This is a genomic window from Streptomyces indicus, assembly GCF_900100315.1.
Lineage (GTDB): Bacteria > Actinomycetota > Actinomycetes > Streptomycetales > Streptomycetaceae > Streptomyces > Streptomyces indicus.
In genome coordinates this window covers 87,788-106,012 of the sequence record NZ_FNFF01000009.1, presented here as the reverse complement: position 1 = coordinate 106,012, position 18,225 = coordinate 87,788, and the positions used below count along the sequence as shown (strand labels likewise).

General features: G+C 71.9%; 14 protein-coding genes. 5 read left to right on the top strand and 9 right to left on the bottom strand.

Annotation, left to right across the window (positions count from 1 at the left end; all coding sequences use genetic code 11):
- Positions 1–54 precede the first annotated feature (54 nt).
- Positions 55–1,560, bottom strand: coding sequence for an MFS transporter (locus BLT97_RS22270; RefSeq protein ID WP_425442746.1), 1,506 nt, complete (start codon positions 1,558–1,560; stop codon positions 55–57).
- Between the two features lie 65 nt (positions 1,561–1,625).
- Between BLT97_RS22270 and dusB the strand changes: the two genes are divergently transcribed.
- The 3 genes from dusB to BLT97_RS22255 all read left to right on the top strand — a co-directional run bounded on the left by dusB (position 1,626) and on the right by BLT97_RS22255 (position 7,203).
- Entirely contained in the window at positions 1,626–2,786 is a 1,161-nt protein-coding gene (gene dusB / locus BLT97_RS22265) for a tRNA dihydrouridine synthase DusB (protein ID WP_093612908.1), read from the top strand.
- A 416-nt stretch (positions 2,787–3,202) separates the two neighbouring features.
- Positions 3,203–5,914 carry a pyruvate, phosphate dikinase gene (gene ppdK / locus BLT97_RS22260; protein ID WP_093612906.1) on the top strand — a complete coding sequence of 904 codons (2,712 nt, stop codon included), beginning with the start codon at positions 3,203–3,205 and terminating at the stop codon, positions 5,912–5,914.
- 305 nt (positions 5,915–6,219) lie between these two features.
- The gene (locus tag BLT97_RS22255) at positions 6,220–7,203 is read left to right on the top strand and encodes an ArsR/SmtB family transcription factor (RefSeq protein ID WP_093612904.1); all 984 of its coding nucleotides are present in this window, start codon (positions 6,220–6,222) and stop codon (positions 7,201–7,203) included.
- 35 nt (positions 7,204–7,238) lie between these two features.
- Here the strand turns inward: BLT97_RS22255 and BLT97_RS22250 are convergent, their stop codons facing one another.
- Positions 7,239–8,393, bottom strand: coding sequence for an alkaline phosphatase PhoX (locus BLT97_RS22250; RefSeq protein WP_093612902.1), 1,155 nt, complete (start codon positions 8,391–8,393; stop codon positions 7,239–7,241).
- A gap of 183 nt (positions 8,394–8,576) precedes the next feature.
- On the opposite strand from BLT97_RS22250, the gene BLT97_RS22245 reads away from it, so the two are divergent.
- Both BLT97_RS22245 and BLT97_RS22240 read left to right on the top strand, forming a co-directional pair.
- Positions 8,577–9,218 carry a hypothetical protein gene (locus tag BLT97_RS22245; RefSeq protein WP_218137319.1) on the top strand — a complete coding sequence of 214 codons (642 nt, stop codon included), beginning with the start codon at positions 8,577–8,579 and terminating at the stop codon, positions 9,216–9,218.
- Positions 9,219–9,355: 137 nt separating this feature from the next.
- Positions 9,356–9,829, top strand: a complete 474-nt coding sequence (locus BLT97_RS22240; RefSeq protein WP_093612900.1) for a group III truncated hemoglobin — start codon at positions 9,356–9,358, stop codon at positions 9,827–9,829.
- A gap of 35 nt (positions 9,830–9,864) precedes the next feature.
- On the opposite strand, the gene BLT97_RS22235 is transcribed toward BLT97_RS22240, so the two are convergent.
- The 7 genes from BLT97_RS22235 to BLT97_RS22205 all read right to left on the bottom strand — a co-directional run bounded on the left by BLT97_RS22235 (position 9,865) and on the right by BLT97_RS22205 (position 18,164).
- Positions 9,865–10,785: an oxidoreductase gene (locus tag BLT97_RS22235; RefSeq protein WP_093612898.1), complete on the bottom strand. Its 921-nt coding sequence runs from the start codon at positions 10,783–10,785 to the stop codon at positions 9,865–9,867.
- A gap of 125 nt (positions 10,786–10,910) precedes the next feature.
- Positions 10,911–11,690 carry an SDR family NAD(P)-dependent oxidoreductase gene (locus tag BLT97_RS22230; protein ID WP_093612896.1) on the bottom strand — a complete coding sequence of 260 codons (780 nt, stop codon included), beginning with the start codon at positions 11,688–11,690 and terminating at the stop codon, positions 10,911–10,913.
- A gap of 109 nt (positions 11,691–11,799) precedes the next feature.
- On the bottom strand, positions 11,800–13,197 hold the full coding sequence (locus tag BLT97_RS22225; RefSeq protein ID WP_093612894.1) for an MFS transporter: 1,398 nt from the start codon (positions 13,195–13,197) through the stop codon (positions 11,800–11,802).
- An 89-nt stretch (positions 13,198–13,286) separates the two neighbouring features.
- Positions 13,287–13,874, bottom strand: coding sequence for a TetR/AcrR family transcriptional regulator (locus BLT97_RS22220; protein WP_093612892.1), 588 nt, complete (start codon positions 13,872–13,874; stop codon positions 13,287–13,289).
- Between the two features lie 102 nt (positions 13,875–13,976).
- Positions 13,977–14,330 (bottom strand): nitrite reductase small subunit NirD, encoded by a 354-nt coding sequence (gene nirD / locus BLT97_RS22215; RefSeq protein ID WP_093612890.1) that lies wholly within the window; start codon positions 14,328–14,330, stop codon positions 13,977–13,979.
- The gene (gene nirB / locus BLT97_RS22210; protein ID WP_245769500.1) at positions 14,327–16,816 is read right to left on the bottom strand and encodes a nitrite reductase large subunit NirB; all 2,490 of its coding nucleotides are present in this window, start codon (positions 16,814–16,816) and stop codon (positions 14,327–14,329) included. The genes nirD and nirB overlap by 4 nt, the downstream gene beginning before the upstream one ends.
- Positions 16,817–16,964: 148 nt before the next feature.
- Entirely contained in the window at positions 16,965–18,164 is a 1,200-nt protein-coding gene (locus tag BLT97_RS22205; protein WP_093612888.1) for an NAD(P)/FAD-dependent oxidoreductase, read from the bottom strand.
- Between the last annotated feature and the right edge of the window lie 61 nt (positions 18,165–18,225).

The following is an 18,225-nucleotide window of genomic DNA, read 5'->3' as shown; positions in this document are numbered from 1 at the left end:
CGGACCACCTCGCCGGACTCGGCCGCCGCTCCGCCCGGCCTCGCCGGCTGAGCCTCAGACCTTGACCGAGCCCTCCGCCACCTCCATGTGCTCCAGGCGCTCCGCCGTCCGCAGCGCCGTCCCGCGCGCCCATCGCCCGCTGGTCAGCGCGCCGATCACCAGGACGCTCAGACCGCAGCCCGCGATGATCCACCAGGCGGGCTTGCTCGCCTCCACGAAGTCCGTGCCGCCCGAGGCCGCGGAGGCCATGCCGGCCGCGAGGACCGCGCCGATCACCGCGACCCCGAGCGTGCCACCCACCTGACGGCTGGTCGAGGCCACCGCGGCGGCCACGCCCGCCTGGGCGCGGGGCATGCCGGAGACGGCGGTGTTGGTGATGGGGGCGTTCACGAAGCCGAAGCCGATGCCGAAGACCAGATAGCCGATGACGAGCGAGGTGTTCGAGGTCTCGGCCTCGAAGGCCGCGAACAGGACCCCGCTCACCGTCATCGCGACACCCGCGACGAGGAGCGAGATCCGCGGGCCCCGGCTGCCGACCAGGCGCCCGCTGAGCGGTGCGCAGACGAAGCACATCGCCGCCATGGGCAGCATCCACAGTCCGGCGTGCAGGGCGTCGTATCCGCGGACGTCCTGGAGGTAGAGCGTGGACAGGAAGAGGAAGCCGGACAGCGCGGCGAAGGCGCTCACCGCGATGACGGTCGCGCCGCTGAAGGGAGCGCTGCGGAAGAAGCGCAGATCGATGAGCGGTTCCTCGCGCCTGCCCTCGTAGAAGACGAGTCCGGCGAGCGCGAACAGGGCCACCGCGCAGAACGCCAGGATCTCCGCCGAGAGCCAGCCCTTCGCGGGCGCCTCGATGATCGCGTACGTGACCGAGCCGAGCAGCGCGATCACCAGGACCTGGCCCACCGGGTCGGCGCGGCGCGGCTTCGGGGCACGGGACTCCGGCACGTAGCGCAGGGTCAGGAGCAGGGCCGCGAGGCCCACCGGCAGGTTGACCCAGAAGATCGAGCGCCAGCCCACCGAGTCCACGAGCAGCCCGCCGACCAGCGGACCCGCCGCCATCGAGATGCCGACGACCGCGCCCCAGACGCCGATCGCGCGGGCCCGTTCCTTCGGCTCCGTGAAGGTGTTGGTGATGATCGACATCGCCACCGGGTTGAGCATTGAGCCGCCCACGGCCTGCACCATCCGGAAGGCGATCAGCGATTCGAGGTTCGGTGCGAGGGAGCAGAGCACCGAGCCGATCGTGAAGAGCACGAGCCCGGTCATGAACACCTTGCGGCGGCCGATCCGGTCCGCGGTCGAGCCCGCGAGCATCAGGAGCGAGGCGAGGACCAGGGTGTACGCGTCGATGGTCCACTGCATGCCCGCCACGTCCGCGTGCAGCTCCCGGCGCATGGACGGCAGGGCCACGTTCAGGACGGTGTTGTCGAGACTGACGATGAGCAGGCTCATGCAGCAGATCCCGAGGATCAGCAGACGCCGGCGGTGGGTCAGGGTCGGGGCGGGGGAGCCCGGGGTCTCGGCGGGCGAGCTCGGCAGCGGCATGGACGAGGACATACATCAAAAGTACGCCTAACTAAAGACCCTGTCCGGCATCGGGCCCGGTGCGCGACAATGGCGGGATGCCGCAGCAGTCTTTCTCCCCGCTCACCATCGGCCCGCACGTCGTCCAGCCGCCCGTGGTGCTCGCACCCATGGCCGGGATCACCAACGCGCCGTTCCGCACCCTCTGCCGTGAGTTCTCCGGCGGCAAGGGCCTTTTCGTCAGCGAGATGATCACCACCCGCGCCCTGGTCGAGCGCAACGAGAAGACCATGCAGCTGATCCACTTCGACGAGACCGAGAAGCCCCGGTCCATCCAGCTGTACGGGGTGGACCCGGCCACCGTCGGCAAGGCCGTCCGCATGATCGCGGAAGAGGACCTGGCCGACCACATCGACCTCAACTTCGGCTGCCCGGTCCCCAAGGTGACCCGCAAGGGCGGCGGTTCGGCCCTGCCGTACAAGCGCAACCTGCTGCGCGCGATCCTGCGCGAGGCCGTGAGCGGCGCGGGCGATCTGCCGGTCACGATGAAGATGCGCAAGGGCATCGACGACGACCACATCACCTATCTCGACGCGGGCCGCATCGCGGTCGAGGAGGGCGTCACCGCCATCGCACTGCACGGGCGCACGGCGGCGCAGCACTACGGCGGCACCGCCGACTGGTCCGCGATCGCCCGGCTCAAGGAGCACGTCCCGGAGATCCCCGTGCTCGGCAACGGCGACATCTGGTCCGCCGATGACGCGGTCCGCATGATGCGCGAGACCGGCTGCGACGGCGTGGTCGTGGGCCGCGGCTGCCTGGGCCGGCCGTGGCTGTTCGGCGACTTGGTCAGCAGCTTCGAGAGCTCCGGCGGGCCGGAGGGGGTACAGCAGCCGGCCGCCCCTTCGCTTCGAGAGGTTGCCGAGGTGATGGTCCGGCACGCAACCCTGCTCGGCGAGTGGATCGGCGACGAGGCACGCGGTGTCATCGACTTCCGCAAGCATGTGGCCTGGTACCTCAAGGGCTTCGCGGTGGGCTCCGAGATGCGCAAGCGGCTCGCGATCACCTCCTCCCTCGCGGAGCTGCGCGCGGGCCTCGACGAGCTCGACCTGGACCAGTCCTGGCCCGTGGGCGCGGACGGCCCGCGCGGCCGTACGTCGGGCAACAACCGGGTCGTGCTGCCGGACGGCTGGCTCAAGGACCCGTACGACTGCGCGGGCGTCAGCGAAGAGGCGGAGCTGGACACGTCCGGGGGCTGAGAAGGCCCCCGGGATGCCTCGGGGTGTCACGGGGAGCCTGCCGGTATGGCTCGGCAAGCCTGCCGATTGATGATCGATAATCGCGTGATTCTCGCCACCCTGAGAAGGCCAGCGCTCACATGAGCGGATCTTGAGGGTGTCTGGAGCCTGAAGGGTGGCACCGGGTGCCACCCTTTTTGCGTTCAAGACTTGAAATCAAGTGCTCCGTATCCCGCTCATGTGAGCGCCGAATCTCCGGATGAGGTCAAGGCCCCTTCGGGGGATGAAAACTTCGCCTACCGAAGAGTCACTTTCGATCTCCTGGCGGACGGGTGGTTACGGCCGAAGGGCGCTCAGGTGTATCTCCCTAGACGCCTTCGATCTGGGTACATTCCTCGACGTCAGGGCAGCCACCGAGCCTCGAGGAGTCGAGACCCGTGTCGGAAAACAAGAAGCAGAAGTTCGTCTACGACTTCACCGAGGGAAACAAGGACCTCAAGGACCTCCTCGGCGGAAAGGGCGCCAACCTCGCCGAGATGACCAACCTCGGCCTTCCGGTCCCTCCGGGCTTCACCATCACCACCGAGGCCTGCAAGGTCTACCTGGAGAGCGGCACGGAGCCCGCTGAGCTGCGCGAAGAGGTCAGTGCGCACCTCGACGCCCTCGAAAAGAAGATGGGCAAGAAGCTCGGCCAGGCCGACGACCCGCTGCTCGTCTCCGTGCGTTCGGGCGCCAAGTTCTCCATGCCCGGCATGATGGACACGGTCCTCAACATCGGCCTCTCCGACGCCTCGGTGAAGGGCCTCGCCAAGCAGGCCGGCGACGAGCGCTTCGCGTGGGACTCCTACCGCCGCCTGATCCAGATGTTCGGCAAGACCGTCCTGGGCGTGGACGGCGAGCTCTTCGAGGACGCCCTCGAAGCCGCCAAGAAGGCCAAGAAGGTCACGGTGGACACCGACCTCGGCCCGGCCGAACTCCAGAAGCTGGTCAAGGAGTTCAAGAAGATCGTCAAGTCCGAGGCGGGCCGCGAGTTCCCGCAGGACCCGCGCGAGCAGATGGACCTCGCCATCACCGCGGTCTTCGACTCTTGGAACGGCGACCGCGCCAAGCTGTACCGCCGCCAGGAGCGCATCCCGGGCGACCTCGGCACCGCGGTCAACGTCTGCTCGATGGTCTTCGGCAACCTCGGCCCCGACTCCGGTACGGGTGTGGCCTTCACCCGCGACCCCGCCTCCGGCCACCAGGGCGTGTACGGCGACTACCTGCAGAACGCGCAGGGCGAGGACGTCGTCGCCGGTATCCGCAACACCGTGCCGCTCGCGGACCTCGAGAACATCGACAAGAAGTCGTACGACCAGTTGATGCAGATCATGGAGACGCTCGAGACGCACTACAAGGACCTGTGCGACATCGAGTTCACCATCGAGCGCGGTCAGCTGTGGATGCTCCAGACCCGCGTCGGCAAGCGCACCGCGGCCGCCGCGTTCCGTATCGCCACACAGCTCGTGGACCAAGGCCTCATCGACGAGGCCGAGGCGCTCCAGCGCGTCAACGGCGCCCAGCTCGCGCAGCTGATGTTCCCGCGCTTCGACGAGGACGCGAAGGTCGAGAAGATCGCCCGCGGTATCGCCGCATCCCCGGGCGCCGCGGTCGGCAAGGCCGTCTTCGACTCGTACACCGCGATCAAGTGGTCGCGCTCCGGCGAGAAGGTCATTCTGATCCGCCGTGAGACCAACCCCGACGACCTCGACGGCATGATCGCCGCCGAAGGCATCCTGACCTCGCGCGGCGGCAAGACCTCGCACGCCGCCGTCGTCGCCCGCGGCATGGGCAAGACCTGTGTCTGCGGCGCCGAGGAGCTTGAAGTCGACACCAAGCGGCGGCGGATGACGGCGCCGGGCGGTGTGGTGATCGAGGAGGGCGACGTCGTCTCCATCGACGGTTCCACCGGCAAGGTGTACCTCGGTGAGGTCCCGGTCGTGCCCTCGCCCGTGGTCGAGTACTTCGAGGGCCGGATGCACGCCGGCGCCGAGGAGGCCGGCGAGCTGGTCGCCGCCGTGCACCGCATCATGTCCTTCGCCGACGGCAAGCGCCGCCTGCGCGTACGCGCCAACGCCGACAACGCCGAGGACGCGCTGCGCGCCCGCCGCTTCGGCGCGCAGGGCATCGGCCTGTGCCGCACCGAGCACATGTTCCTCGGTGAGCGCCGCGAGATGGTCGAGAAGCTGATCCTCGCCGACACCGAGGACGAGCGCGAGGAAGCGCTCAAGGAGCTGCTGCCGCTCCAGAAGAAGGACTTCGTCGAGCTCTTCGAGGCGATGGACGGCCTTCCGGTGACGGTGCGTCTGCTCGACCCGCCGCTGCACGAGTTCCTGCCCGACATCACCGAGCTGTCCGTACGCGTCGCGCTCGCCGAGTCCCGCAAGGACGCCAACGAGAACGACCTGCGCCTGCTCCAGGCCGTGCACAAGCTGCACGAGCAGAACCCGATGCTGGGTCTGCGCGGTGTCCGTCTCGGCCTCGTGATCCCCGGCCTGTTCACCATGCAGGTCCGCGCCATCGCCGAGGCCGCCGCCGAGCGCAAGGCCGCCAAGGGCGACCCGCGCGCCGAGATCATGATCCCGCTCGTCGGCACCGTCCAGGAGCTGGAGATCGTCAAGGACGAGGCGGACCAGGTGATCGCCGAGGTCGAGGCCGCCACCGGCACCGACCTCAAGCTCACCATCGGCACGATGATCGAGCTGCCGCGGGCCGCGCTCACGGCCGGTCAGATCGCCGAGGCCGCGCAGTTCTTCTCCTTCGGTACGAACGACCTGACGCAGACCGTCTGGGGCTTCTCGCGCGACGACGTGGAGGCGAGCTTCTTCACCGCGTACTTGGAGAAGGGCATCTTCGGTGTCTCGCCGTTCGAGACCATCGACAAGGACGGCGTCGGCTCGCTCGTGAAGCACGCCGTCAAGCAGGGCCGTGCCACCCGCCCCGACCTCAAGCTGGGCGTCTGCGGCGAGCACGGCGGCGACCCGGAGTCGGTGCACTTCTTCCACGAGGTCGGTCTGGACTACGTGTCCTGCTCGCCGTTCCGCATCCCGGTCGCGCGCCTGGAAGCGGGCCGCGCGGCGGCCGCGTCGACCGGCAGCGACAGCCGCTGAGGCGGTCGTGAGCCGGTCCTGAACCACCGGGGCCCGCGGCGGGTCATGCCCTGACACCACCCTCACCGGTTCGCCGCCGGCCCCGGCCTCCACACGAGAGGGGCGCCCTGTGCGGGGGCGCCCCTTTCGGCATGCCCGGTGCCCGGTGCCCGGTATGCCCCGGTGTCCGGCATGCCGTCGGCCGGCCCTCCCCCCGGGGGACCGGCTCGTACAACCGTGCCCGCTCCATCCTCGGGGCGGTTACGTTGGACCCGCGAGCCCTTTCGGCTCAGTCCGAAAGGGGCATCAGGGGATCGGGGGACCGGGTGCTGCGGATTCATTTCACGCCGGCGGATCTCGCGCGCGTACGGATCGCGGACCGTGCGCATCTGCTGTGGGAGACGGTGCTCAGCCTGCACCGGCTGCGGGACCGCTGGGCCCCGGCCGAGCTGGACGGCTGGCGGGCCGGCGCGCGGCACCGGCTCGCCGCCGACCCGGAGCGCGGGCGGCGGGCGGTCGGAGTGCTCGGCACGCTGGTCCCCAGGCGCGGCAACTTCCCGGACTTCCTCACACCGAGCGCCCTGCACGGCTCGATCGACGAAGGTCTGGAGGCGCTGGCCGCCACACCGAGAGCCCAACTCGCTGACGAGCTGGACCGGATGGGCGGCTTCCCCGGCGGCGTACCGAACTGGCTGAAGCCGCTCGCCGAGGGCGACCGGCACACCCTCGGGCTGCTCACCACCAGCCTGCGCGACTACCACCAGGCCACGGTCGCTCCATACGCGGACCGGGTGCACGCGCAGGTCGACGCCGACCGCGCGGTCGCGCTGCGCGGGCTGCTCGACGGCGGTACGGAGGGGATGCTCGCGGGGCTGCGGCCCGCACTGCGGTGGAATCCGCCGGTCCTGGAGACGGACTATCCGATGGAGCACGACATCCACCTCGACGGGCGCGGACTGCTCCTGGTCCCCTCGTACTTCTGCGCCCGGCGGCCGGTCACGCTCGTGGACGAGGGGCTCGAACCGGTGCTCGTCTATCCGGTGCGCCGCGCCGGGACCGGCACGGCGCGGCCGGCCGAGGGGCGCGGGCCCCTCGACCGGTTGCTCGGCCGGACGCGTTCCGCCGTGCTCGCCTGCATCGACGGCGGCTGCACCACCGGCGAACTCGCCCGCAGGGTGGGCGTCTCACCCGCCTCCGCCAGCCAGCACGCCTCGGTGCTGCGCGAGGCGGGACTCGTGTCGACGGTCAGGGACGGCAGCAGCGTGCTGCACACGCTCACGCCGCTGGGACGGCGCCTCCTGGAGGGCTGAGCCCGCCTCGGCGGTGCCGGCAGTGGCGTAGCGCCCTAGCTGCGGAACGGCCCGGTCACCTCGTACGTGATCCCGCCCGAGGAACTCCCGCTCGTACCGCGCTGGCTGGAGAAGTACAGGCGCCTGCCGTCCGGCGAGAAGGCCGGTCCGGTGATCTCCGAGCCCGACTGGCCCTCGATCCGCAGGAACGGCGTGACCACGTCGTCCGGGGTGATCAGACAGATCTCCATGTTGCCGCCGTCCTCCGCAATGAACAGATCGCCCGAGGCCGCGCCCGTCACGTTGTCCACGCCGGTCAGCGGCGGGCCGCTCACCAGCGAGTCGTCGTAGGCGAGTTCGAGGGTCTGCGCGGCCGCGTTGTACTGCCAGACGCGGTTGTCGCCCTTGGTCGTGAACCAGCAGGTGTCGTCCGCGTAGTAGCAGCCCTCGCCGCCGGTGAAGCGCTTGGCGCCGGAGACCTGGTTGCGGGTGGCGGTGGAGGCGCCGCTCGGATCGGGCACCTGCGCCCAGGTGACCGGGCCGCTGGTGCCCGAGCCCATCTTCAGGACCTCAAGCTTGCCCGTCGACAGATCGCCCCAAGTGGTGGGCGTGAAGCGGTAGAAGCAGCCGTCGGTCACGTCCTCGGTCAGGTAGATCACCTTGCGCACGGGGTCGGCGGCGGCCGCCTCGTGCTTGAACCGCCCCATGGCGTCGCGCCGCACGGCCGCCTTCACGCCCCACGGGTCGGTCTCGTACACGTACCCGCGGTCGACCTCCTCGCAGGACAGCCAGGTGTTCCACGGAGTCTTGCCGCCCGCGCAGTTGGTCCGCGTGTTGGACAGGATCCGGTACGCGCCGGTGATCGCGCCCGTCGCGGAGAACTTCACGGCGCCGGCGCCGCCGCCCGGGCTGATCTCCGAGTTGGAGACGTAGATCCAGCCGTTGCCGTCCGCGTAACAGGCGCCGCCGTCCGGGGCGTTGTGCCAGGTGTACGCGGTGCCGGCGACCTTCTGGCCGGAGCGGGCGATCACCCGGCTGGTGAAACCGGCGGGCAGCCGGATGCCGTTGGCGTCCGCGGAGCCGAGCGCACCGTAGGGGCCCGTGCCGGGCTGGGCGGGGTCGGCGAAGGCCGCACCGCGCCACAGGGTGCCGCCGAAGGCGGCGGCCGAGCCGCCGATGACGGCGCCGCGCAGGAAAGTCCGACGTTCCACTCTCACTCCAGGGTGTGGGGGACCGGCCCGCCGCCCGTACGGGGGCGGGGTCGCGCGGTTCGTGAACCTAGAGGCGCCGAGTTGTCTGTGCATGAACAAGCGGCGAAGGGTCGGGGTGGGTTTGCCGGGGGCGGGCCGGTGGCGGGTTTGCCGGGGCCTGGGGCCGCGCCTAGCGTCGGACGCATGAGCACCGGAGGAAGAGGCACCGGGCGTACCGGAGGCACGGGGAACGCCGGAGGCACGGGGAGCGCCGGAAGCACGGGAAGCACCGGCAAGAAGATCACCGAGAAGCTGTCGGCCGCCGCGTTGAGCGAGTCCACCGGCAAGGACTGGCTCGGCTGGTTCACCGTGCTCGACCGGTGGGGCGCGCAGGAGCGCGGCCACACCGAGATCGCCCGCCATCTGCGCGAGGAGCACGGAGTGAACGGCTGGCACGCCCAGTCGATCACCGTCGGCTACGAGCAGGAGCGCGGCCTGCGCGAGGTCGGCCAGTCCTGCGACGGGACGTGGGAGGCCTCGGCGAGCAAGACGGTGAACGCACCCGCCGAGCAGGTCACCGACGCCTTCGTGGAAGAGACCCTGCGCCGCCGCTGGCTCCCGGACGCCGACTTCTCCCTCCGTACCCACCGGCCCGGCAAGTCCCTGACCGCCGACTGGGACGGCGGCACCAGCCGCATCTCGGTCTTCCTCACGGTGAAGGGCCCCGCGAAGACCCAGGTCGGCGTGGGCCACCACAAGCTGGCGGACGCGGACGCGGTGGCGGCGTACAAGGAGTACTGGCGGGAGCGGCTGAGCGAGCTGAAGCGGGTGCTCGAGGCGGGGTGAGGCGGGGGCTCAGTGCGGGCTGAGGCTCGGTGCGGGCGTTCGCGGGCGGCAGCGCGTGTGCCCGCGGTACGGTGGCCCGGCCGGTCCGGGACCAATGGCCCTGGGCCCCGCAGCTCCCCCGGGAGCACCATGGAGGGATGGACTCCGTGCACTCCGCTGCCCGCGACCACGCCGACATAGCCGGCCGCGCCGACCTCGACCTCGTGCTGCGCCGCTTCTACACGGCCGCCTTCGCCGATCCGCTCATCGGCCCCTTCTTCACCGAGATCGCCGGCACCAGCCTGGACGTCCACCTGCCCCGGATCACCGACTTCTGGGAGCGCGCGCTCTTCCGCACCGCGGACTACCAGCGCAACGCCTTCGCCCCGCACGCCGCCCTGCACTCGGTGGAGCCGATGACCGCCGCGCACTTCGGCCGCTGGGTCCAGCTGTGGCACGCCACCATCGACGGTCTGCACGCGGGCCCCAACGCCGAGCGCGCCAAGGCCCAGGGCGAGCGGATCGCGCTCGCGATGCTCAAGCGCCTGTCCGACGGCGCCCCCGACACCTCCGGCCGGCAGAACCTCGGCTTCATCCCGCTCGCCGCCGTCGAACTCCGCGCCGCCGCCTGAACCTCAGGCCCCGCCCGCACCACAGGACCCGTGTCTCACACGGGGTACGTCACCCCGGTCAGCTGCTCCGAAGCCGCCCACAGCCGTTCGCCCGCCGCGTCGTTCAGCGTCCACTTCGCGCGGACGGACTTCACCGGCGCACCCCGCCAGCCCTGGAACCGCGGGCCGGTGAAGGAGTCCGGGCGCACCCCCGGCGCCGTGGCCGCGTACAGCGTGGGCAGTGCACCGGCCTCCGCGGACTGGGCGAGCAGCTGCGTGCCGGTGCCCGCGATGCGTTCCGCGATCCGCCGGCCCTCCATGCGGACCCCGGCCGTCTGGAGGTTGGTGCGCGCGAACCCGGGGTGCGCGGCCGCCGCGACCACCCCGGAACCGGCCCTGTCGAGGCGCCGGGCCAGCTCGTGCGTGAAGAGCAGGTTCGCCGTCTTGGACCGGCCGTAGGCGATCCAACGGCGGTACTTCCGCTCGGAGTTGAGGTCGGCGATGTCGATGTTCGACAGGAAGTGCATCCCGCTCGACACCGTCACGACCCGCGCCTCGCCCGGCGCCGCGAGCAGCCGGGGCAGCAGCAGACCGGTGAGCACGAAGTGCCCGAGGTGGTTGACGCCGAACTGCGTCTCGAACCCGTCCACCGTCTTCGCGTACGGGAGCGCCATCACGCCCGCGTTGTTGACCAGCAGATCGAGCCTCCCGTCCGCGAAGGCGCCGGCGAACTCCCGTACCGACGAGAGATCCGCCAGGTCGAGCGCTCTGAACTCCACGTCCGCGTCCGGCACTTCGGCGGCGATCCGCGCCTCGGCCTCCTTGCCGCGCGCCTCGCTGCGGCAGGCGAGCACCACGCGGGCGCCCCGCCGCGCCAGTTCGCGGGCGGCCGCCAGACCGATGCCGCTGTTGGCGCCGGTGACGACCGCGGTGCGGCCGCTCTGGTCGGGGATGTCGCGCGCGGTCCAGGCGGTCATGACGGTCCTTCCGGAAGGGGACGCTTCGGTCGACCGCCAGGGTAAGGCCGGACTTACCAGTCGGTAAGCCCGGCCGCCGCGCTCGCTGTGCGTGTCCCTCGACTGTGGGGCCGGCCGCCCCGCTCTCAGGCCGCCGCGCCGCCGTCGATCACGAGATCCGTGCCCACCACGGACGCCGCGTCATCGGAGGCCAGGTACAGCACCGCGGCCGCGACCTCCGTCAGGCGCGACACCCGGCCCAGCGGGTTCGAGGACTTCATGCGGACCGCGCGCTCGGCCTCGGACTCGCCGGGCAGCAGCGACATCGTGGTGTCCGAGGCGCCCGGGCTCACCGCGTTGATCCGCACGCCGTCGCCGATGTGGTCGAGTGCGGCCGCGCGGGTGAGGGCCGAGACCGCGGCCTTGGAGGTGAGATAGCCCGCGACGCCGGGGATACGGGTGTGGGCGCCGAGGTTGGACGAGATGTTGACGATCGTGCCGCCGCCCTCCTGCCCGCGCATCACCGCGATCTCGGCCTGGAGGGCGTGCAGGACACCGGTCACGTTGATGTCGAGCAGCGTCTGCCAGTCGTCGGCGGAGAGCTCGGCCACGGGGCCGCCGCCGCGGAAGACGCCGGCATTGTTCACGGCGACGTCGAGGCGGCCGTGGCGTGCCACGGCCTCGGCCACCAGGGCCCGTACCGACTCGGCCTTGCTCACGTCCGCGGTGACGGCCGAGGCGGTACCGCCCGCCGCCTCGATCAGGGCGACGGTCTCGTCGAGCGGTGCGCGGCCGCGCCCGGCGACGACCACCCGCGCGCCCTCGGCGGCGAAGGCCAGTGCGGTGGCGCGGCCGATGCCGGATCCGGCGCCGGTGACGAGGACGGACTTGCCGGTGAAGCGGGTGCTGCTGGTGCTGCTGGTCATGTCGGGTGACTCCTTGGTGAGTTGGGAGGGGGTGGTGGTGAGGTGAGTTGGGAGGGTGGTGGCGGTGAGCTGGTCGGGCGGCGTCGCGGACAGGCAGGCGCTCCGGCCTTCAACGGCGTTTCATCGCAAGGAAGTTGACGAGCGCGAGCGCGGTGAAGCCGGCCGCGAGGACACCGAACGAGCCCACGTCCCCGCCGAGCGAGAGCGTGGCCGCGAACACGACCGAGGCCCCCAGCTCCATCGCCGTGTTGAACACCCCGCCCGCGAGCCCGGCCTGTGCGGCGGGCACCCGGTCGGTGGCGAGCACCGCGGCGCCTGCGAAGGCCACGGCGGCACCCGCGGGCAGCAGGAGCGTGCCGGGCAACAGGCCGTAGGCGTACGGGAGTTGCTCGTTCAGTCCGGTCAGGGCGATCAGGGCGAGGCCCACCGCGGCGACGGCCAGTCCGGTCGCCGTGGTCCGGGCGGCGCCGATCCGCGCGACCATCGGTCCCGCCGCGCGTCCCGCGGCCAGCTGCGCCGCCGCGAACGGGACGAAGACCGCCGAGGTCTCCAGCGCCGACCAGCCTCGGGACTCCTGGAGCTGGAGGGAGAGCGCGACGAAGGTGACCGAGGCGCCGGCGGCCGTCACCGCGACCGCGAGGAGACCGGCCGCCCGGCGGCCGTCGCGCAGGAACCGCGGCGGCAGCAGCGGGTCGCGGACCTTCAGCTCCACCGCGAGGAAGGCCGCGAGCAGGAGGGCGCCGGCGAGCAGCGGGACCAGGACGCCGGGGGCGGTCCAGCCGTACGGGTCGGACATGACCAGGCCGTAACTGGCCAGCGTCACACCGGCGGTGACGAGCAGCGCGCCCGGCAGGTCGAGCCCGGGGCGCCGGGAGCCGGACCGCGACGGCGAGGGTGTGGTGGCGGGCAGCACGCGCGGTGCGAGGGCGAGCGCCGCGGCCGCGACGAGCACCGGCACCGCGAGGGCCGCGCGCCAGGACCACAGGGCCGTCGCGACCCCGGCCAGGAGGTTGCCCGCGGTGGCGCCGAGCATGTTGAGCCCGCCCCAGGTGGCCATCGCCCGCCCGTAGGCGGCGGGTTCGGGGAACACCGTCCGCAGCACCGCCATCGCCGCCGGCGCGACCAGGGCGGCGCCCGCGCCCTGGCCGAAGCGCGCGCCGAGCAGGACCGCGTAGCCCGGCGCCAGCGGTACGACCACCGAGGCGGCCGCGAAGAGCACGAGACCGGCAGTGAACACGGGCCGCCCGCCGTACCGGTCGGCGAGCCGTCCGCCGAACAGGAGCAGGCTCGCGAGGGTCAGCCCGTACGCGGCGCTCAGCAGGATCAAGTCGCTCTGCGCGAGGGCGAATTCACGGCCGATGCGGGGGAGCGGTACGGAGATCGCGGCGAGCGTGAAGATCAGCGTGACCTGGACGGTGCCGAGCAGGGCGAACGCCGGGGCGGTCGGCGTGGTGCGTTCGCGTGGCCGGGGCCCGGACCCGGTGGACACGGGGTGGAGCGCGGTCATGATCCCCTCTTTCTTGACCGATCGGTTCAGTATGACGGCGTAAGGAAGGGGTGCCGTCGAAGGCACCCCTTTTCCTGTACGGGCCGGATTCAGCCGTCCAGCAGCTTCAGCGCCTGTTCGGCCGCGTCCCGTACGCGCCCCGGATCGCTGGAGGCCTTGCCGGCCACACGCATGCCCTGCATCAGGACGACCAGCATGCGGGCGAGGGCCAACGGCTCGGTGCTCGCGGGCAGTTCGCCCTGGGCCCGCGCCCGGACGAGCGCGGAGTGCAGCGGCGTCTCCAGGTGTTCCCAGCTGCGCTCGACCCTGCGGGCCGCGTCCCGGTCGTGCGGGGCGAGTTCGGCCGCGGTGTTGGTGACCAGGCAGCCGGCGAGGCGGGTGGACTCGGCCGTGGACTCGTCGGCGAACCGCTGCACCAGCGCGCGCACGGCCGGCAGGACCGGGCCCGGCTGCGACAGCTCCTCGACGAGGACCGGGTCGCGCGTCTCGCGGTAGCGGTCCAGGGCCTTCAGGTACAGCTCGTGCTTGTTCCCGAAGGTGGCGTACAGGCTGGCCCGCCCGATCCCCAGGTGCTGGGTGAGGTCGGCCATCGAGGTCGCCTCGTAGCCGCGCCGCCAGAACAGCTCCATGGCGGCCTGCAGCGCTGCGTCGGGATCGAACTCCTTGGTGCGGGCCATGCCGCGACTCTAGGCTCAACTGGAACGGTCGGTCAAGAACGGTCGGTCAAGAGCGGCCAGTAAGGAGCGACCGCCGGTCAGGAGCGGCCGCCGGTCAGGGGGCTACTCCCCGTTCCCCACCCGCACCTCATAGGCCCGTACCGTCACGCCCTCGTCGTCCAGGCAGACCCCCGACTCCAGATCGAAGCGCTGCTTCAGCAGGGGCGAGGCCACGAACGTGCGGCCCGAGGCCGAGCCGAGCAGGCCGCGCGAGAGGACCGAGGCCCCGGTGAACGGGTCCCGGTTGTCGATCGCGTACGCCCGTCCGTCCCGGTCCAGGAACAGGGCCGCCTGCCGGCCGTCGGGGAGCAGGGCGGCCGCGCCCCGGCCGGGCTGGAGCCGGGCCGCGTCGCACACGGTGAACCAGTCGTCGCCGAGGCGGAGTTGGAGAGTGGCCTGCCGGCCGTGGCGGATCATCGGGTGGTCAGCGCTCCTTCGGGGATCAGGACGGCGAGGTCGGGCTTCATCTGGTCGCGTTCGGCGACGAAGCGGACGGTCGGGTCGGGGGTGCCGGGCGCGTTCACGAAGGACTCGAAGCGGGCCAGGCGCTCGGGGTCCTGGAGGGTCTCGGCCCACTCGTCGCGGTAGCCCGCCACGTGCGCGGCCATCAGGGACTCCAGCTCCTCGCAGATCCCGAGCGAGTCCTCCACGATCACCTCGCGCAGGTGGTCGAGGCCGCCTTCCAGGCGCTCCAGCCAGCTCGCCGTGCGCTCCAGGCGGTCGGCGGTGCGGATGTAGAACATCAGGAACCGGTCGATGAGCCGGATGAGTTCGGCGTCGGTGAGGTCCTGGGCGAGGAGGTCCGCGTGGCGCGGGGTCATGCCGCCGTTGCCGCCGACGTACAGGTTCCAGCCGCTCGCGGTGGCGATCACGCCGAAGTCCTTCGACTGGGCCTCGGCGCACTCGCGGGCGCACCCGGAGACCGCCGACTTCAGCTTGTGCGGGGCCCTGAGCCCCCGGTAGCGCAGCTCCAGGTCGATGGCCATACGGACCGAGTCCTGCACCCCGTACCGGCACCAGGTCTGTCCGACGCAGGACTTCACGGTGCGCAGCGCCTTCCCGTACGCGTGTCCCGACTCGAAGCCGGCGGCCACCAACCGCGTCCAGATCGCCGGGAGTTGATCGGAGCGCGCGCCGAAGAGGTCGATGCGCTGGCCGCCCGTGATCTTCGTGTAGAGCCCGAAGTCGCGGGCCACCTCGCCGATCACGATCAGCTTCTCGGGGGTGATCTCGCCGCCGGGGATGCGCGGCACGATCGAGTACGAGCCGTTGCGCTGCATGTTGGCGAGGAAGTGGTCGTTGGTGTCCTGGAGCGCGGCCTGCTCGCCTTCGAGGACGTAGCCGTCCGCGCCGATCGCGGGGGCGAGCGAGGCGAGCACCGAGGCGAAGGTCGGCTTGCAGATCTCGCAGCCCTCGCCGCCGCGCGCCTCCTCGCGTCCGTGCTCGTCCAGGAGACGCGCGTACGAGGTGATCCGCTTGACCTTCACGATCTCGTACAGCTCGGCGCGGGTGTACGAGAAGCAGCCGCACAGTCCCTTGTCGCCGGTCTGCGGCAGCAGCTGAAGGATCGTCTTCACACAACTGCCGCAGCCCGTACCAGCCTTGGTGCACTGCTTGACCTCGGGCAGCGTGCCGCAGGCGCAGATCTGGCCCTTGGTGACGTTGTGGCAGGAGCAGATGATCGCGTCGTCGGGCAGCGCGTCCGGGCCCAGTTTCACCGGGCCGCCCGCGCCGGCCGGGAGCACCAGCTGCTCGGGCGCGACCGGCGGCACGCTGCCGGTCAGCGGCCGCAGCATCCCGTACGCCTCGGCGTCACCGACGAGCACCCCGCCGAGCAGTACGCCCTCCGGGTCCATCACCAGCTTCTTGTACGTGCCCGAGCGCGAGTCCGCGTAGACCACGTCGAGGCAGCCCTCGGCCGTCCCGTGGGCGTCCCCGAACGAGGCGACGTCCACGCCGAGCAGCTTCAGCTTGGTCGACATGTCGGCGCCGGTGAACGACCCGGGGAACCCGGCGATCGCGTCCGCCGCCGCCTCCGCCATCGCATAGCCGGGCGCGACCAGGCCGTACACCTTGCCGTCCACCGTCTGCGCGCACTCGCCGATCGCGAAGACGGCCGGGTCGCTGGTGCGGCACTCCTCGTCCACCGAGATGCCGCCGCGCTCGCCGACTTTCAGCCCCGCCTCGCGTGCGAGCTGGTCGCGCGGCCGTACCCCGGCGCTGAACACCACGAGATCCGTGGGCAGTTCACTCCCGTCGGTCAGCCGCATGCCGCTCACCCGGCCGTCCTCATCGGTCACGACCGCCTCGGTCCCGGCCCCGGTGTGCACCGTCAGACCCATCCGCTCGATGGTCCGGAGCAACGCCGCGCCACCGCCCTCGTCCACCTGGGCAGGCATCAGGCGCGGCGCGAACTCCACGATGCGCGTGGCCAGTCCGAGCCCCTTCAGGGCACCCGCCGCCTCCAGGCCGAGCAGCCCGCCGCCGACCACCGCGCCGCGCCCGGCCCCCTTCGCGTACGCCTCGATCGCCTCCAGGTCCTCGATGGTCCGGTAGACGAAGCAGCCCTCGGCGTCCTTGCCCGGCACGGGCGGCACGAAGGGGTAGGAGCCGGTCGCGAGCACGAGCGTGTCGTACGCGTAGACGCGGCCGGAGCCGCCCGTGACGGTCCGCGCCTCGCGGTCGATGCGCTCGGCGCGCTCGCCGAGGCGCAGCTCGATCCCGTGCGTGTCCATGAACCCGCCCGGGGTGAGCGACAGTTCATCGGCACCCTTCCCCTCGAAGTACGAGGTCAGATGCACCCGGTCGTACGCGGGCCGCGGCTCCTCGCAGAGCACGACCACGTGGTGGCTGTCGGTCACACCGCGCTCGACGAGCGCCTCGAGGAACCGCTGTCCGACCATGCCGTGCCCGACGAGCAGCAGGGTGGGGCGCGTACCGGGCGTGCTGGACGTCGCCCCGGCCGTGCCGGCGGACGTGGCCCCGGCCGTGCCGGCGGACCTCGCCCCGGTCGTGGTGGCGGGCATCGCTTCGGGCGTCGCGTCGGGCATCTCAGAAGCCTCCGTCGTGGGTGAGCAGATGGTGCAGCGGAGCGTCCTGGGGGAGCGGCTCGCTCGCCTTCCAGGCGTCGGCCAGGGCGCCGACCGCGCCGAGTTCGCCGAGCAGCACCCCGCCGACGAGCCGGTCGTCGCGGACGACGACCTTGCGGTAGGTGCGGCGGGTGGCGTCGGTCAGCCGGATCACGTCGTCCCCGGCGCGGACCGACAGATCGCCGAAGGTGGCGAGGTCCAGGGGGAGCCGGCCCTCGTCGCTGAGGGTCAGCCGGGTGAGCGCCCGCGTGCCCTCGTAGGCGCCGGCCCCCAGGCCGATCAAGTCGGCGAGGGCGTCGGCCTGTTCGAGGGCGGGTGTGGCAAGTCCGTAGGTCCGGCCGCGATGCTCGGCGCAGTCGCCGATCGCGTGAATGGCCGGATCGCTGGTCCGCAGCTGATCGTCGACCACGATCCCGCCGCGGACTTCCAGCCCGGCCTCCCGCGCGAGCTGGGTGCTCGGCCGCACCCCGCAGGCGAGCACGACGAGATCGGCCCCGAGCACGTATCCGTCGGCCAGCGCGACCCCGGTCGCCCGGCCGTCACGCGTCCTGACCTCGCGCACGCGGCACTCGGTGTGCACCTCGACCCCGCGCAGCCGCACGTGCTCCCGCACCAACTCCGCGGCCTCGGAATCGAGCTGACGCTCCATCAAATACTCACCCTGCTGGGCGAGCACGACCTGCGCCCCGCGCTCGGCGAGCGCCCGCGCACACAGCACACCGAGCAGCCCGCCGCCGATGACCACCGCGCGGGCCCCCGGCTGCACGGCCTTGTCCAGGGCCAGGCAGTCGTCCATGGTCCGGAACGCGTGCACATTCTCGGGCAGCCCGCGCGCGAGTCCGCGCAGGGCGGGGAGCACGGGGTTGGACCCGGTGGCGAGCACGAGCCGCTCGTACGGCACCGGCCCTTCCGCGGCGAGGTGGACCTGCCGCGCCTCGCGCTCGATCCGGACCACCCGGTCGTGCACCACGGGCCCGGGATCGGGCAGCGCGGTCACCTCGGCCGGATACCGCCCCGCGAGCACATCGGCGAGCAGCACACGGTTGTACGGCGCGTGCGCCTCGGCCCCGACGAGCGCGACCTCCCGCCCCGCCGCCCGCAGCCGCACGGCCACCCGAGCCCCGGCGGTCCCGGCCCCGATCACCACGATGCGCTCTCCCATGCCGCCCAGCGTGCGACCGGGGTGTTGCCCACCCGGATCGCCCCGGTTTCCCGTTGGGAAC